Source organism: Rhizobium sp. Root708, assembly GCF_001429725.1.
Lineage (GTDB): Bacteria > Pseudomonadota > Alphaproteobacteria > Rhizobiales > Rhizobiaceae > Rhizobium.
On sequence record NZ_LMHV01000014.1, the window covers coordinates 16,080 to 31,274 of the forward strand.

Here is a 15,195-nt window from a genome sequence, read left to right on the forward strand (position 1 = left end):
TTTTCGGTCTTCTAGGTGTCAAAAACGGCTATCGCGCGGGCGGCAGGTATCTGCTGCCAAGCGCGTAGCGGCTTCCGACATAGGTGAATGTATTCACGGTGGCGACGGTCTGGCCGGTCCAGGTCTTTCGAAACAGGACGAGGCAGCTGTCGTTCTCGCGGATATGAAGAAGCTTTGCGTGCGTCTCGCTAGCCGGGACCGCGCTGATCAGATGCTCGACTTCGGTGAGCGGCGTGCTGTGTTGGAGATAGTCATAGGTGGCGATCGACGTGAAATCCTGGTCGAGATAGTTTTTCACCAACTCGGGGTTTACGTAGCGCTCCTCCAATTGCACCGGCACATTGTTCTCGAAGTGGACGACAAGCGAATGATCGACGGGCTGACGCGTCCTGAACTCAAAGGCGCGCAACAGCGTCGGATCCGGATGCTCGATACGCTCGAGCACGACAACTTCCGCTCTGTGTCGGCTGCCGCGCGCTTTGATTTCGTTGATGATGTTGCTGATCTCGATCAAGGTCGATTGCGCCTTGGGAGGCGCAACGAACGTCCCGACACCTTGCACGCGCCGAAGCAGCCCCTGTGCGGTCAACTCGCGAAGCGCGCGATGAACCGTCATTCGCGAAACGCCGAGCGAGGACACCAGATCGTGCTCGGATGGCAGCTTGGCATCCTGCGGCCAATTGCCGTTCCCGATGTTACCGAGCACGAAGTCCTTCACCTTCTCGTATAGCGGTGATGCCGTGTTTGAGAGGCCAGTCAAACGTGTCTCCATCTCTGTTGCAGCATGCGTGTTGTTCAATCGGCGATGCGGATGACGGTCTTCAACCTGTCGCTCCGCCCATCGATGAGCCGCTTGTAGGCATCGGGAATTTCGTCCAGCGAGGACAGAACCTCACCGAATTCCAGAAGGGCCGGCTGTAGCCGGGGCAGCAGGTCGATGGCGTCAGGAAGCTCGGTTTCGTATGCGTGGCATCCCAGCAGAGCAATCTCGCGCTCGACCAGGATGTTCGGGTCCAGGTTCAGCCGGCCGTGGCTGATCCCGACCAGCGCCAGTGCGCCACCGCCGTCAAGCATATCCAGTCCCTGCTCGATCGCGGCAGTGCTGCCTGTCGCGTCCACCGCGTAGCAAAGCCGTGTCCCGCTCAGTGCATCCCGCACCGCAGTCTTGTCCAACGCGACCGTCGAGCCGCCACAGATACGGGCGACCAATTCGGCGCGGTTCGCGTTTCGGTCGACAAACAGCAACTTGCCGTCGTGGAGATGCGACAACAGCAATCCGCAAAGACCGCCGATCGTGCCGCATCCAATCAGGATCACAGGTTCGCCCTTCGGTACGTTCAGGCGCCTGACGGCATGGAGTGCGACGGCGAGCGGCTCGGCCATCGCGGCGACGGCCGGATTGAGCGATGGATCGTGCTTCAGAATCAGCCGTGCGGGCAATTGCGCCTGCTCGGCAAAGCCTCCGTCGCATACCTCGCCGACGAAGCCGAGATTTTCGCAGATATTGGTATGGCCCGATCTGCAGGCTTCGCATTGGCCGCAATAGAAACGAGAATCGACCGCAACAAGATCGCCGACCGCCAGGTCGGCAACCTCATCTCCCACTGCCGAGATGCGTCCGCAGAACTCATGGCCGGCGACGGAAGGCCGCCGACTGATCCATTGGCCGGTCCGGAAATTGTGAAGGTCGGATCCGCAAATTCCAGCCGCGCGCACGTCGATGGTGACATAGCCCGCCGGCGGGTGCGGAAGTGCCTCGACTTCCTCCACCCTGAGGTCCCCGGCGTCATAGAGGCGCACGGCTTTCATCGATCAGCCCTTTGCCTTGTTGAGATAGGCATCGCGAACCGAGGACACTGCGTGAGCGTGAGAGGAAAATCCCTCGTACTCCGCAAGTTTGTGGGCGCGTTTTGCGAACTCGGGATAGGCCGGCGCGGTGACGTAGCCGATCGAGCTGCGCTTGACGAAATCCGTCACGGACAGCGGGCCGTAGGTGCGGGCCCAGCGGCTGGTCGGCAGAACCGCATTCGGGCCAAGGCAGAAGTTTGCGATGCTGACAGGTGTGTAAGGACCCAATAGAACCTCGGCGGCCTCGGTGATGTGGCTGAGATGCGCAAACGGATCCTGCGACAGAATTTCCAGATGCTCCGGAGCATAGGCGTTGACGAAGTCATAGCTCTCCTCGACCGACGAGGTCAGAACGATGCCGCCGCATTTTCCGGAAAGAACCGTGCTGGAGAACTGTACTCTCTGCTCGGTCATGCGCGCCCAGTGTTCGGGCAGCGCCGCCAGAGCTTCTTCCGCCACGCGGCGGCTGTGAGTGACAAGATAGGCCGAGGAATCCGGTCCGTGTTCGGCCTCGATCAACAGATCGAGCGCAGCGAGGCCGCCATGAACGGTATCGTCGGCGAAAATCATCGCCTCGGAAGGACCGGCCGGCAGTCCCGTATCAATAACGCCGGCCAGGGACCGTTTTGCGGCGACGACCCACGGACTGCCGGGTCCAACAATTTTCAGGGCCGGCTTGATCGTTTCCGTGCCATAGGCAACCGCGGCAACGGCCTGCGCGCCGCCAACCTTGTAGACCGTGTTGACACCGGCGAGGCGCGCAGCAACGAGCGTTGCGGCGTCGACGCTGCCATCGGGCGCCGGGGGCGTGACGATCGCGAGATTGGGAACGCCGGCGACGGTCGCTGGAACCGAGGTCATCATCGTGACCGACGGGAACGAGCCCTTGCCGCGCGGCACGTAAAGAGCAACCGACTGAATCGGCGTAAAGCGATCGCCGGCAAAGGCGCCTGGCCGAATTTCTTTCAGCCACATCGCCTCTGGCTTCTGTTCCTCGTGGAAATGCCGGATGTTCTCGATGCCGAACTTGATCGCTTCGATAACGTCTTCGGCGACGCCCTTGAAGGCGGCGTCGAACTCGGCTTCCGTCACCTTGATCGTCGCCTCTGAAACATCGGCCTTGTCGAGCTCGCGGCCAAAGCGTGCAACGGCGCGGTCGCCCTCGGTCCGGACCGCCTCGAGGATCGGCTGCACTTTTTCGATGAAGCTCGAAATGTCCGTCTCGGATCGTCGCAAAAGCTGGGTCTTCTCGTTGGCGCTGAGCTTCGAGTAGTCGTGGAATGAGACTTCAACCATGCGTAGGATCCTTGTTAACGCCGCGAACGACGGGCAGCCGAAATCCAGCCAGCACAGCTGTGCCGGACATCAAAATTCGCGCAGTTCGCCTGTTGCAAGCACGGCATATCCGCCGGATTGCATGGCAGCAACCGCCAATATCAAATTAGCAAGGCACCGGCCTTCACGGACGGGCAGCGTCGTTGAGGTTTGAGACCCCGGTGTTCCACTTTTATAATTGTCTTTATATGTCTATACATCCTTAGACATCAACCTCGAAAACCTGTCAAGCAGCCGGTTTGATCTCGGCAATCAAATGGAGGCGAGGAAGCCGCCGTCCACCGGGATGCACTGGCCGGTAACATAGGCCGAGGCTTTGCCGGCCAGAAAAACGACAACTCCGCCGATATCAGCCGCGTCTCCGAAGCGCTTCTGCGGGATTTTGTCCAGCATCCGCGAGGACCAGCCTTCGTCCTGATAGAAGCCCTCGGTCATAGCCGTTCTGAAGTAGCCGGGCGCGACGGCGTTGACGCGGATTCCAAGAGGAGCCCATTCGGCGGACAGTGCCCGCGTCATGCCGAGCAATCCCGACTTCGACGACCCGTAGGGCACCGCTGTTGGAATGCCGACGTAGGACGTGAGGGAGCAGAGATTGACGATGCTGCCGCCTTCCTCCTGCCTGGCCATCTGCCGCGCCGCCGCTTGCGACCAGAAGAATGCTCCCTTCAGATTGGTGCCGATGATCGCATCCCAGATCTGCTCATCGACATCCAGGGAAGGCGAAACCTGTTCGTAACCGGCATTGTTGACGAGAACGTCGATCGAGCCGAACGAAGCTCTGAACCGCTCCAGCGTGTCGTCGATCGACTTGATGTCGGTCACGTCTTGAGCGCTGGTGACACACCGTCTGCCGAGTTTCTCGATTTCCGCACGGGTTTCGGTCAGCGACGTTTCATTGCGTGCCGTCACGCAGAGATCGGCTCCTGCCTGGGCAAGCGCGATTGCGATCCATTGCCCTATGCCGCGGCTGGCACCGGTGACCACGGCCACCTTTCCTTCCAGGCTGAAAAGTGTGTCTGCCATCGTCCATCCCTCTTGTTTCCTGATCCAAGCACTGATCGCAAATAATGTCTATACATATATCGACAACTTCGAGATGCCTTCCTATGCTCCCTTCGATTTACAGACAGTGAGGCACAGATGTCAGATACGACGAGACATATCCGCGATGAAGTGATCGGTATTCCTCGCTACAATTCCGGGCTGACTTTGGCGGAGGTTCGCGAGCGCTATAAACTGCCGGTCATTTCGAAACTCGGTTCGAACGAGAGCCCTTTTGGGGCGTCCGCCAGCGCCTTCGATTTCCAGGACGGAGCGCGTGAACTTGTTCGCTTGTATCCTGACCCGAAAGGCCACGAACTCTGTGCAGCCATTGCCGAGAAACTCGATGTCAGCACCGATCAGGTCATCCTGGGCAACGGCTCCGAAGATCTGATCGCGATCATCTGCCGGGCGGTCGTCAGGCAGGCGGATATCGTCACCACGCTCTATCCGTCCTTTCCGCTTCATGAAGATTACGCCGTCCTCATGGGTGGCCGTGTCGAGCGCATTGAGGTCAAGCCGGATCTCACGATCGATGTGCCGGCGCTGATCGATGCGGCGAAGCGCCGACCGCGAATGATACTCTTCGCCAACCCGATGAACCCGGTGGGCTCCTGGATCGGAAGCGATGACTTTGCCGAGTTTCTCCGAGCCGTCGACGAGGATACGCTGCTTGTCATCGATGAAGCCTATACTGAGTATGCTGCCGGTGACGACTATCCTTCGACGATCGATCTGTTGAAGGACTGCGACCGCAGCTGGGTCGTGCTGCGGACCTTCTCGAAAGCCTACGGCCTCGCGGGATTGCGGATTGGCTTCGGTATCGCCTCCAGCCCGCAGCTTTGCGACTTCCTCAATCGCGTACGCACCCCATTCAACACAAACGCCTTTGCGCAGCACGCGGCGATGGCCGCTCTTGGGGATGAAGCGCACCTGCGCCGGACGGTCGAACTGGCCCTAGCGGAACGCGCGCGAGTCGCCGATGGTCTGAAGCAGCTTGGCATGAGGCCTGCTCCCTCCAAGGGCAATTTCGTCTTCTTCGACTGCGGCGGCAACGCCGCGCTGCTTGCTGAAGAGCTCTTGAAAGAGGGCGTCATCGTCAAGCCTTGGAAACAGCCGGGCTACGAAACGTTCATTCGCGTCAGTATCGGCAGCGCTGACGAGAACGATCATTTTCTGCGCGCGATGACGCTGTCGTTGCGTAGACGAGAAGAAATATCAGCCGCTCGATAAAAACTGACGGTGAAATGGGCTCGGTGCGAGCCCATTCGATTCCTTCCTGCCTGTTGGGCGCCAAAAAGCTGCTGGCGCCCAAGTCTTTCCCTTCGTCGCGGGAGGCCGCGCTTCCCAGCACATGCTGTTCAACAGCCTATGAGCATTTGCCCACTCGTGGAGGCAGATGTCACGCAACGGTTATCTGCGGTCCTTATACCACCCTGCCAGCGTCATCCCCGGGCCGGTGTGATGAAGCCGACGATCGATACTTCGCCGAGATGGCGCGGCGATCGATCTGATCGGTTTTTTTTGATGAAGGTATTTCCTATGACGAAAATTGTCGGGCATCGCGGTGCGCGGAACCTGTGGCCGGAGAACTCGATCGAGGGTTTCAGAAGGACGCTCGGGCTTGCGGTCGATGCCATCGAATTCGACGTGCATCTGACGGATGCGGGAGAGCTTGTCGTCATCCATGATGCCACGCTTGAGCGGACAGTCGACAGCGCAGGCGAGGTCAGGACGCTCTCGTCGTCCGAACGTCTGGCGACGCGTCTCAAGGGATCCGAGGAACCAATCCCGACCCTTGATGAGGTGCTCGCGCTGTTTGCCGGCGCAAGGCCGGTCGATCTCCATGTCGAGCTTAAAGCGAATGTCGGCGGAGTACCCTACGAAGGGCTCGAAGCTCTGGCCGCCGCCGCCCTGCGGCACCACGGGCTTGCCGAGCGCAGCTTGCTGACAAGTTTCAATCTCGACGTCCTCGAAGAGTGCCGGCGCGTTGCGCCCGAGATCGGTCGTCTCTGCTCGATCAATGCCAAATCCTCGGAAAAGCTTGGCGTGACCACGACCATCAGCAAAGCGGCAGCCATTGCAGACATCGTTGCCATCGAAAAATCGTTGCTCGCAACGAACTGGCAGGAGGCGACCGCAATTACTTCTCGCGATCGGCTCTGCTGCTGGGTCCTGAATGATGAGGAGGCGCTGGAGTATTGGCTCGGCCAGGGTGTCGGCTGGATCACCAGCGACGATCCGGTTCTGGCTCTTTCGATCCACGCCGGATCCCGCGATACGGCCGCCTGATAGCGCCTCGATCTTCGACGCATTCCAATATTGAGGATGCCCAGCTGAATAGTGAATTGATGACTGACTTAGATCTGCTGATTTTTGATTGCGATGGCGTGCTGATCGATAGCGAGTCGATTTCCGCCCGCACACTCGCGCATGCCGTAACACAGGCAGGCGTCGACATGACGCCACGCCAGATACTGATCGAATTTACCGGGAAGTCGGAAAGTGAATTGCAACAAGCGCTCGTCGAGCGCGGTCTGGCCGATGTCGATGCGGTCCTAGCTGCATGGCATGCGGACATATATGCCGCCTTCCGTCGCGAGCTTCTACCGATGGAAGGAATCGGGGACATCGTTGCCGAGCTCGAGGTTGCAAAATGCGTGGCTTCCAACAGCACCGTCGAGCGCCTCGGCAACAGCCTCGGCCTTCTCCCGCTCTGGGCGGATTTCGCGCCGAACGTATTCAGTGCCGAGATGGTGACAGCTCCTAAGCCGTCGCCGGATCTTGTCGAGTTCTGCCTCTCGAAAATGAATGCGAGCCGCGAGCGTAGCGTCATGATCGATGACAGCCCGGCGGGGATACAGGCGGCCGTTGCAGCCGGTGTGAGGGCAATCGGTTTCGTGGATCCGAACGATCCGCGTTCGGGGCGTCGGGAAGTCCTGCTAGCGGCGGGCGCTGAAGACGTCGCGTTCGGCGCCGGCGAACTGAGACTGGTGCTTCAACGCCTCGGGGCTTACCGGGCGCGGGCAGAGCGACCAATGGAGGTCGAGGCTTGAGAACGGTAGGCCTCTCTTCCTGGACGTCGGCCGACCGACGGGCCTCTCGAATGTTGCGGCGGGGGAGAGCTGCCATATGACCTTGAAGCGTGATGATTATAGCAGCCGGCTGGATTTCACCGCCAAGGCCGGTTGGCTCTACTACATCGGTGGGCACAGCCAGGATGAGATCGCGCAGAAGCTGGGCGTGTCCCGGCAGACCGCACAGCGGCTCGTGTCGCGTGCCGTCCAGCAGGGGTTGATCAAGATCCGGCTCGATCACCCGGTTGGCGATTGCATGAGTCTTGCCGCCAGACTCAAGAGCAAGTTTGCGCTCCAGTTCGTGGAGGTCATTCCCTCGGGAGATCAGGCGCTCGGTTTGAGTGGTGGCCTTGCCCAGGCGGTGGCAGCTGAACTCGAGCGACGGCTGGCCTGCGACAAGCCTGCTGTCATCGCCATCGGGACGGGGCACACCCTCAAGGCGGCGGTCGAGGAAATGGTGCCGATGGAGGCGCGGCAACACAAGATCGTTTCGCTGACCGGCAACATCACCCGCGAAGGATCGGTGTGGTTCTACAATGTGGTCTTCAAGCTTGCCGATATGATCACCGCGAAATGCTATCCGATGCCGGTTCCCGTCATCGCGTCGTCGCAGCAGGAACGGACGATCCTGCATAGCCAGCCCGTGATCCATCAGACACTGTCGCTTGCGGCCCGCGCGGACGTTGCCTTTGTCGGCATCGGGGATGTGGGGCCTGAAGCGCCGCTGTTTCTCGATGGCTTCATCCTGAAAGACGAACTGAAGCGCCTTCAGCAAGCCGGGGTAGTGGGTGAGATCGTCGGTTGGACCTTCGACAAGCACGCAAGCTGGTCGAGGGGATCACCAACGACCGGGTCGCGAGCGCGCCCATTCCGTCCTGCAGCAGAACCTTGGTGATCGGGGTGGCAAAGGGCGAGCGGAAAGAACCGGCCATCCGAGGAGCGCTAACGGGGCGTCTCATCAACGGTCTGATGACAGACGAGCTCACAGCGCAGAGCCTTTTGGGAACGTGACGACCGAGCCCCGGGAAACGGGGCGCGGTCTTTAAATTTGCAGTGCTGATCCGGCTCGACGAAGAGCCCCAAGACTCGGAATCCGGAAGGATTCGGGATGCGTCCCTGCGTCCTAAATATTCAATATTAATCAACAAATACAATAGCTTAAATGTCATTAAAACTCCATCGCACCATTAGGAAAACGACATGCACCCGGCCCTAAAACACCGCGACATTTGTACCGGGCCGTATCCGAGAAAACCTCGCCAAAGGAGAGACTTTCATGCTTTCAATCAATCGACGCAGCGCTCTGGGGCTGCTTGGTGCAACGGCAGGCGTCGCGATCTTGCCGCGCTTTGCCTTCAGCCAGGGCAAACGCCCGTCCGTGACGATCGCGGTTCAGAAGATCACCAACAACAACACGCTCGACATCTGGAACGAGCAGTCGAACGTCGGTGAGCGCGTATTCTTCCCGAACCTCTGGGAAGGCCTGATCCTGCGTGACTGGATGGGCAATCAGGGTCCTGTCGCCGGTCTCGCCACTGACTGGAAGCGCATCGACGACAAGACGCTGGAACTCAAGCTGCGCCAGGGCGTCAAGTTCCACAATGGCGATGAGCTGACCGCCGAAGACGTCGTCTTCAGCTTCTCCGCTCAGCGTGTCTTCGGCGGCACGCAGCCAACTGGCGGCAAGACCATCTTCGAAGACGAAAACAAGCCGACATCGGTCAAGGAACTGCCGGCAACGATTCCTGGCGTCGGTCGCCGCCTGTGGCCGGCGCTCGCTGGTGTCGAAGCCGTCGACAAGTACACGGTGCGTTTCCACAACGTGACACCTGACGTGACGCTCGAAGGTCGCCTTTACGCCTTTGGCAGCCAGATCGCCAACCGTCGCGCCTGGGACGAGGCGGCAACCTATGTCGACTGGGCGCGCAAGCCGGTTACGACGGGTCCTTACATGGTCTCCGAGTTCAAGCCCGACGTGTCGCTGACGCTGGTGGCATTCGACGAGTATTGGGGCGGCCGCCCGCCGCTGGAGCAGATCCGTTTTGTCGAAGTTCCCGAGGTTGCCTCGCGTGTCAACGGTCTGCTGTCAGGCGAGTATGATTTCGCCTGCGACCTGCCGCCGGACCAGATCGCAACCGTGCAGAACGCAGCTGGTTTCGAAGTACAGGGCGCGACGATCAACAATCACCGCATCTCCGTCTTCAACACGCAGAACCCCATCCTGCAGAACCCGCTGGTTCGCCGCGCCATGACCCATTCGATCGATCGCCAGGCGATCGTCGATGCTCTGTGGGCTGGTCAGACGAAAATCCCCGCAGGCCTGCAGTTCCCATTCTACGGCGACATGTTCGTCGAAGGCTGGAGCGTTCCGGAATACAACCCGGCACTGGCGCAGGATCTCCTGAAGCAGGCCAACTACAAGGGCGATGCGATCCCGTTCCGCCTGCTTAACAACTATTACACCAATCAGACCGCCAACGGTCAGATCATGGTGGAGATGTGGAAGCAGGTCGGTCTAAACGTCGAGATCGAAATGAAGGAAAACTGGGGCCAGATCCACGATCCGGCAGGCGTCAAGGGCGTTCGCGACTGGTCGGCGTCGGCCAACTTCAACGACCCGGTCTCCTCGATCGTTGCCCAGTTCGGCCCGAACGGCGAAGTCCAGCAGAAAAAGGACTGGGCGAACGCCGAGGTCAACCAGATGTCCCAGATTCTGGAAACCAGCACCGACCGCGCGCAGCGCAAGAAGGCCTTTGCCCGCATGATGGAGATCTGCGAGCGCGAAGACCCCGTCTATCAGGTCCTGCACCAGAACGCCGTCTTTACCGGCATGAAGTCGTCGCTGAAGTGGAAGGCCGCTCCGGCCTTCGCGATGGACTTCCGTTCCAACAACTGGCCGAGCTGATCCGGTTCCAAAGGGACCTGGCGGCCGCAAGCCGCCGGGTCCACTCGCTCGAAATGAACTTAGATTGCCGAACGGAAGGGTGAACGGATGAGCATCACCGCCACCAAGCTTGTCGAAATGCGTGGGTTGAAAGTCGCATTCGACGGCGTGCAGGTCCTGCATGAGATCGATCTCGACATCGCAAAGGGCGAGGCCGTTGGCCTTGTCGGCGAATCCGGTTGTGGCAAGTCGGTCACCTGGCTTGCAGCGCTCGGGCTCCTGCCTGGCAAGGCGAGCGTCACGGGATCGGTGAAGATAGAGGGACGGGAATTGCTCGCGGCTCCTCGATCCGCGCTGGAGCAGATCCGAGGCGGTCGCGTCGCGATGATTTTCCAGGACCCGTCGAGCTCGCTCAATCCCGTTCTGAAGATCGGGCGCCAGATCACCGAGGCGCTTTCGATCCATCGGGGGCTTCGCGGCGAGGCCGCGAAGGCAGAAGCATGGCGGCTTATGGATATGGTCGGCATTCCCGATGTGCGACGCCGTTTCGACCTCTATCCGCATGAATTTTCCGGAGGCCAATGTCAGCGCTTGATGATCGCAATGGCGCTTGCCGGCGAGCCGGACCTTCTGATCGCTGACGAGCCGACGACGGCTCTCGACGCGACAATCCAGGCGCAGATCCTGGACCTCCTGATCTCGCTCAGAGCCGAAACGGGCATGGCGACTGTTTTCATCAGTCACGATCTCGGTGCTGTCTCGCAGGTCTGCGAGCGCGTCTGCGTGATGTATGCCGGGCGTATCGTCGAGGAGGGCATGGTCGGAGAGCTCTTCGCTGATCCGCGACATCCTTATACCCGGGGTCTCTTCGAAGCCATTCCGAGCATCGATGGTCCACGCCAACGCCTTGTTCCCATCGCCGGCACCGTTCCCGATCCACGGCGGCTGCCGAAAGGATGCTCCTTTTCGCCGCGCTGTTCGCGCGCTGTCGAGGCATGCGGGCAAGAATTACCGCCGCTCGTATCGATCGGCCGAGGACGCCAGCTCGCCTGTACTCGGCCGGTTCCGCCCGCGGCAGTCGGTGTTGAGACGAAGGCTCGGATCGCAGAGGGGATGATGCATTGACGCCTTTGATCGAAGCTCGCGATCTCGTTCGCATCTACCATGTCCGCCGCGGATTGTTCGGTCACCCGACGCCGGTGCGCGCGGTCGACGGCATTTCGCTTGCAGTGATGCCGGGCGAAACACTCGGGATTGTCGGTGAATCAGGCTCCGGAAAGTCGACGCTCGGCCGTATGCTCCTGGGGATCGACGCCGCCCAGGAAGGCGCCGTCACCTTCGATGGCAAGGCAATGCCGCCAAGCGGAACGCCGGAATGGCGCAAACTGCGCGCGAAAATGCAGCTCGTCTATCAGGATCCCCTTGCAGCGCTCGACAGGCGCCTGACGATTGCAACGCAGCTTGCCGAGCCGTTGGAGATCCATCGTCTCATCCCGAAAGAGCATCGCGCCGCGCGTGTCGCCGAACTGATGACCGCGGTCGGTCTTCGCCCGGACCAGGCGTCGCGCTTTCCGCATGAATTGTCCGGCGGTCAGCGCCAGCGCGCGGTTATCGCGCGTGCCATCGCCTCGCGGCCAAAGCTGCTCGTCTGCGATGAACCTGTTTCGGCGCTCGATGTGTCGATCCAGGCGCAGATCGTCAACATGCTGCGCGATCTCCAGCAGCAGCACAGCATTGCGATGGTATTCATCAGCCATGACCTCAAGGTCGTGCGCAACATAGCTGATCGGGTTGCCGTCATGTATCTCGGCCGGATTGTCGAAGAGGCCTCTTCGGACGTCATTTTCCGCTCTCCCGTTCATCCCTATACGCGTGCGCTGGTATCCAGCGTGCCGCGTCCGGGAACTCCGCTTCAGGGCCGCACAATCCTTCAGGGAGAACCGCCCAACCCGGCCAATCGACCCTCGGGCTGCGCGTTCCATCCGCGCTGCCCTCTGGCGCGCGATCGCTGCCGCGTCGAAGCGCCTGAGTTGAAGAGCATCGGCGACGGGCGGACCGCCGCCTGCCACGTGACAGCGGGCGAAGACGCCCGGATTGCAGCATAGGGAAGGCTTCAATGATCCGTTTCGTTCTCGTGCGGCTGTTTCGGGCGCTGATCACGATCCTCGCCGTCGTAACCTTTGCCTTCGTCGTGTTGCGCATGTCGGGGGATCCCGCTCAAGTCATGCTTGGACCTGACGTCCCACAGGATTCCGTCGATGCCTTTCGAAAGGCCTGGGGTCTCGATCAGCCGCTTTGGGTCCAATACGTCGCCTATCTGAAGTCGATCTTCACTGGCGATTTCGGCGTGTCGATGCGCGACAAGGCCTCGGCTCTTCATCTCGTGATGGAGCGCGTTCCTGCCACGCTGCAGCTGACCGTGCCGGCGCTGATCCTGAAACTTGTGATCGGCATTCCGGCGGGCGTCTATGCCGCTCTGCATCGTCAGAGCTTCGCGGATCGCGGGGTCATCCTGCTTGCGATCTTCGGCTTCACCATTCCCTCCTTTGTCATGGGACTGGTTCTGGTGTTGATATTCTCCGTCACGCTCGGCCTTCTTCCGTCCGGCGGCCAGGATACCTGGATGCACGGCATACTGCCGACGATCACCATGAGCATCGGAGGGATCGGCATTCTCGCCCGCTTTTCTCGCAGTGCCATGATCGAGGTCATGGGGCAGCCGTATATCCGTACGGCATCCGCCAAAGGCCTCAAATGGCGCGACGTGGTCTGGAGCCACGCCCTACCGAACGCCGCGGTTCCGATTGTCACGATCGTTGGGTTCATGGTGGGCTCGCTGATCGCAGGGGCGGTCGTGGTCGAGTCGATCTTCTCCTGGCCGGGGATCGGGCGATTGCTCATCGTGTCGGTCAGCAACCGCGATCTGGCGGTCGTCCAGTGCATCCTTCTGATCATCGCTGCCACGATGGTCATCTCCAATCTTATCGTCGACCTGCTCTACGGCTGGCTCGATCCGCGCCTGCGCGCGCCTGCCGGGCATTGAGGAAAGAACGATGGCTACTGTCGAACTTGGCGAAACGCTGACTGCGCGCAAGCGAAGCGGATGGATCTCGCGGCTGCGGCGAACGGTGCCGTTGCTGGTCGGCCTGGGGATCCTGTGGCTGGCGGCAATGGTTGTCACTGCCGCCTTTGCCGATCACCTGCGCCCCTACAACATCACCGCGATGGATTTGACCAGCCGCCTGTCCGTCCCAGGCTCCGCAAAGCATTGGCTTGGCACCGACGAGCTTGGTCGCGACGTTCTTTCGCGCCTCATCCAGTCGATCCGCATCTCACTGGTCATCGCGTTTGGTGCCACCATCCTATCAGCGGTGTTCGGCACTGTGCTCGGCTTTGCCGCCGCCCGCTTTCGCGGTTCCGTCGAACATCTCGTGCTGGTGCTGGCGGACTTTCAGGCGGCTCTGCCATTCCTGATCATGTCGCTGGCGGTGCTCGCCTTCTTCGGCTCATCGATGGTTCTGCTGGTCTGTCTCATGGGCTTTTACGGCTGGGAGCGCTATGCGCGCATCGCCCGTGGACTGGCGATTGCCGCAGGCGCGCAGGGCTATGCGGCTGCTGTCGTGCAGCTCGGCGCCACACCAATGCGCGTCTATCTTCGCCACATCCTTCCAAACGTCGCATCAACGCTGATTGTGTCGATGACGCTGACGTTTCCGGAGATCATCCTGATGGAAAGTGGCCTGTCGTTTCTCGGTCTCGGCGTTCAGCCGCCCGAGACGAGCCTCGGCAACATGGTCGGCTTCGGGCGTGAATACCTTACCCGGGCTCCGTGGATCATGCTGGCACCGGCGACGGTGATCATGCTGACCACGCTCTCCATCTCGCTCGTCGGCGACTGGCTGAGGGACAAGCTGGACCCCACCGTCGGCTGAAGAACTTCGCTTTCCCAAATCCGGGCGCTCGTCCGGCCCCTTCTCATAAAAGGAACATACCATGAGCAATATCATATCGACCGGCTTCAACTCCGGTTCCACCGATGGTGAACTCGACAGCCTCGAGGCCGATCTGCGCCGTCTGGCCGGGCTTGGCGTTGAAACCGTGGAGCTTGGCCTGACCAGCGTAGACCTGATCGCGGGCGGTCGTGTGGTCAAGGAGCGTGCCGAGCGCCTGGCGGCGATCACGGCTCAATTTCCGTTCCGCTACACGGTCCACGGGCTCGTCTCGTCGAACTTCATGGATCCGGCGACCGCGCGCTATCAGATCGACGCCGCAAAGGCGCTGGTGGAGGTCTGTGACAAGATCGGTGCCCGTGTGATCGTTCAGCACGGGGGAAACCTGCGTGCGGACCAGCTCTTCGAACGTGCCGGCGCCGACCAGCGTGAGCGGGAAGCACTCTTCGAGCTGGCCGAGTTCGCCAAGCGCTATGACGTGCGCATCGCGTTCGAGAACATCTTCACGACGGAGCCCGGGCAGTATCGCCAGACACCGGCAGAGGTTGCGCAGACCGTCAAGACGGTCGGTCACCCGAACCTTGTGGCGCTTATCGACTTCAGCCACGCCTACATCGAGTCGACCTATCGCGGTCTGAACTTCCGTGAGCAGATCCGCGCCATGGCTCCGGTCGCCGGACACCTGCATGTGCACGACTCCTTCGGCCGTCCGCAGGCTTTCTACAAGCCGTACCACCTGCAGGAATCGACGGCGCTCGGCATCGGCGATCTGCACATGCCACTCGGCTGGGGCGATATGGATTGGGAGGACATCTTCAGCGAACTCGAATTCCTCCCGGGAACCGTGCTGATGATGGAAATCGGCGCCCGCTATCGCAATGAGCAGAGCGCGTCGCTTGAGCGTGCAAGGCATCTCATCGCACTGAACGGCAAGTGCGCTGCCGTCGCCGCCGAATAAGCTGAGCTGTGTCGGCGAGCCGGATTGTTCGGCTCGCCTTGAAGGGTGCCATCGCAAGGCTGGACCTTGCCTGCGATGGCTCTTGTCAGCGCGAGGGCTGAC

13 protein-coding genes and 1 pseudogene are annotated in these 15,195 nt (G+C 60.7%); 10 read left to right on the forward strand and 4 right to left on the reverse strand.

All coding sequences use genetic code 11. From position 1 onward, the window contains the following. Nucleotides 1-28: 28 nt before the first annotated feature. The 4 genes from hutC to ASE04_RS13085 form a co-directional block, all read right to left on the reverse strand. The gene (gene hutC, locus ASE04_RS13070; protein WP_056817914.1) at nt 29-760 is read right to left on the reverse strand and encodes a histidine utilization repressor; all 732 of its coding nucleotides are present in this window, start codon (nt 758-760) and stop codon (nt 29-31) included. A gap of 35 nt (nt 761-795) precedes the next feature. Next, nucleotides 796-1,809, reverse strand: coding sequence for a zinc-dependent alcohol dehydrogenase (locus ASE04_RS13075; RefSeq protein WP_056817861.1), 1,014 nt, complete (start codon nt 1,807-1,809; stop codon nt 796-798). Between the two features lie 3 nt (nt 1,810-1,812). Beyond that, nucleotides 1,813-3,144, reverse strand: coding sequence for a histidinol dehydrogenase (hisD, locus tag ASE04_RS13080; protein ID WP_056817862.1), 1,332 nt, complete (start codon nt 3,142-3,144; stop codon nt 1,813-1,815). Between the two features lie 291 nt (nt 3,145-3,435). Continuing rightward, nucleotides 3,436-4,206, reverse strand: coding sequence for an SDR family NAD(P)-dependent oxidoreductase (locus tag ASE04_RS13085; protein ID WP_056817864.1), 771 nt, complete (start codon nt 4,204-4,206; stop codon nt 3,436-3,438). Nucleotides 4,207-4,323: 117 nt separating this feature from the next. Between ASE04_RS13085 and ASE04_RS13090 the strand changes: the two genes are divergently transcribed. From ASE04_RS13090 to ASE04_RS13135, 10 genes and pseudogenes are all read left to right on the forward strand, one after another. Beyond that, nucleotides 4,324-5,457 (forward strand): histidinol-phosphate transaminase, encoded by a 1,134-nt coding sequence (locus ASE04_RS13090; protein WP_056817866.1) that lies wholly within the window; start codon nt 4,324-4,326, stop codon nt 5,455-5,457. 309 nt (nt 5,458-5,766) lie between these two features. Continuing rightward, on the forward strand, nt 5,767-6,516 hold the full coding sequence (locus ASE04_RS13095; RefSeq protein WP_056817916.1) for a glycerophosphodiester phosphodiesterase family protein: 750 nt from the start codon (nt 5,767-5,769) through the stop codon (nt 6,514-6,516). A 59-nt stretch (nt 6,517-6,575) separates the two neighbouring features. After that, nucleotides 6,576-7,280 (forward strand): HAD-IA family hydrolase, encoded by a 705-nt coding sequence (locus ASE04_RS13100; protein ID WP_056817869.1) that lies wholly within the window; start codon nt 6,576-6,578, stop codon nt 7,278-7,280. A 76-nt stretch (nt 7,281-7,356) separates the two neighbouring features. Beyond that, nucleotides 7,357-8,312: pseudogene (locus ASE04_RS13105) on the forward strand (sugar-binding transcriptional regulator). 265 nt (nt 8,313-8,577) lie between these two features. Continuing rightward, on the forward strand, nt 8,578-10,206 hold the full coding sequence (locus ASE04_RS13110) for an ABC transporter substrate-binding protein (protein ID WP_056817871.1): 1,629 nt from the start codon (nt 8,578-8,580) through the stop codon (nt 10,204-10,206). An 87-nt stretch (nt 10,207-10,293) separates the two neighbouring features. Continuing rightward, a complete protein-coding gene (locus ASE04_RS13115) occupies nt 10,294-11,310 on the forward strand; it encodes an ABC transporter ATP-binding protein (protein ID WP_056817874.1) in 1,017 nt (338 codons plus the stop codon). Then, entirely contained in the window at nt 11,307-12,290 is a 984-nt protein-coding gene (locus ASE04_RS13120; protein ID WP_056817876.1) for an ABC transporter ATP-binding protein, read from the forward strand. The genes ASE04_RS13115 and ASE04_RS13120 overlap by 4 nt, the downstream gene beginning before the upstream one ends. Before the next feature lie 11 nt (nt 12,291-12,301). After that, entirely contained in the window at nt 12,302-13,228 is a 927-nt protein-coding gene (locus ASE04_RS13125; RefSeq protein ID WP_056817878.1) for an ABC transporter permease, read from the forward strand. Nucleotides 13,229-13,238: 10 nt separating this feature from the next. Further along, nucleotides 13,239-14,117, forward strand: a complete 879-nt coding sequence (locus tag ASE04_RS13130) for an ABC transporter permease (RefSeq protein WP_056817881.1) — start codon at nt 13,239-13,241, stop codon at nt 14,115-14,117. Nucleotides 14,118-14,178: 61 nt separating this feature from the next. Continuing rightward, a complete protein-coding gene (locus ASE04_RS13135) occupies nt 14,179-15,093 on the forward strand; it encodes a TIM barrel protein (RefSeq protein ID WP_056817882.1) in 915 nt (304 codons plus the stop codon). The last annotated feature ends 102 nt before the right edge of the window (nt 15,094-15,195 follow it).

Coding starts and splice junctions, on each gene's coding strand:
- ASE04_RS13100 (WP_056817869.1), top strand. CDS start 6,576: ATGACTGACTTAGATCTGCTGATTTTTGATTGCGATGGCGTGCTGATC.
- ASE04_RS13135 (WP_056817882.1), top strand. CDS start 14,179: ATGAGCAATATCATATCGACCGGCTTCAACTCCGGTTCCACCGATGGT.
- ASE04_RS13075 (WP_056817861.1), bottom strand. CDS start 1,809: ATGAAAGCCGTGCGCCTCTATGACGCCGGGGACCTCAGGGTGGAGGAA.
- ASE04_RS13085 (WP_056817864.1), bottom strand. CDS start 4,206: ATGGCAGACACACTTTTCAGCCTGGAAGGAAAGGTGGCCGTGGTCACC.
- ASE04_RS13130 (WP_056817881.1), top strand. CDS start 13,239: ATGGCTACTGTCGAACTTGGCGAAACGCTGACTGCGCGCAAGCGAAGC.
- ASE04_RS13115 (WP_056817874.1), top strand. CDS start 10,294: ATGAGCATCACCGCCACCAAGCTTGTCGAAATGCGTGGGTTGAAAGTC.
- ASE04_RS13110 (WP_056817871.1), top strand. CDS start 8,578: ATGCTTTCAATCAATCGACGCAGCGCTCTGGGGCTGCTTGGTGCAACG.
- ASE04_RS13125 (WP_056817878.1), top strand. CDS start 12,302: ATGATCCGTTTCGTTCTCGTGCGGCTGTTTCGGGCGCTGATCACGATC.
- hisD (WP_056817862.1), bottom strand. CDS start 3,144: ATGGTTGAAGTCTCATTCCACGACTACTCGAAGCTCAGCGCCAACGAG.
- ASE04_RS13090 (WP_056817866.1), top strand. CDS start 4,324: ATGTCAGATACGACGAGACATATCCGCGATGAAGTGATCGGTATTCCT.
- ASE04_RS13095 (WP_056817916.1), top strand. CDS start 5,767: ATGACGAAAATTGTCGGGCATCGCGGTGCGCGGAACCTGTGGCCGGAG.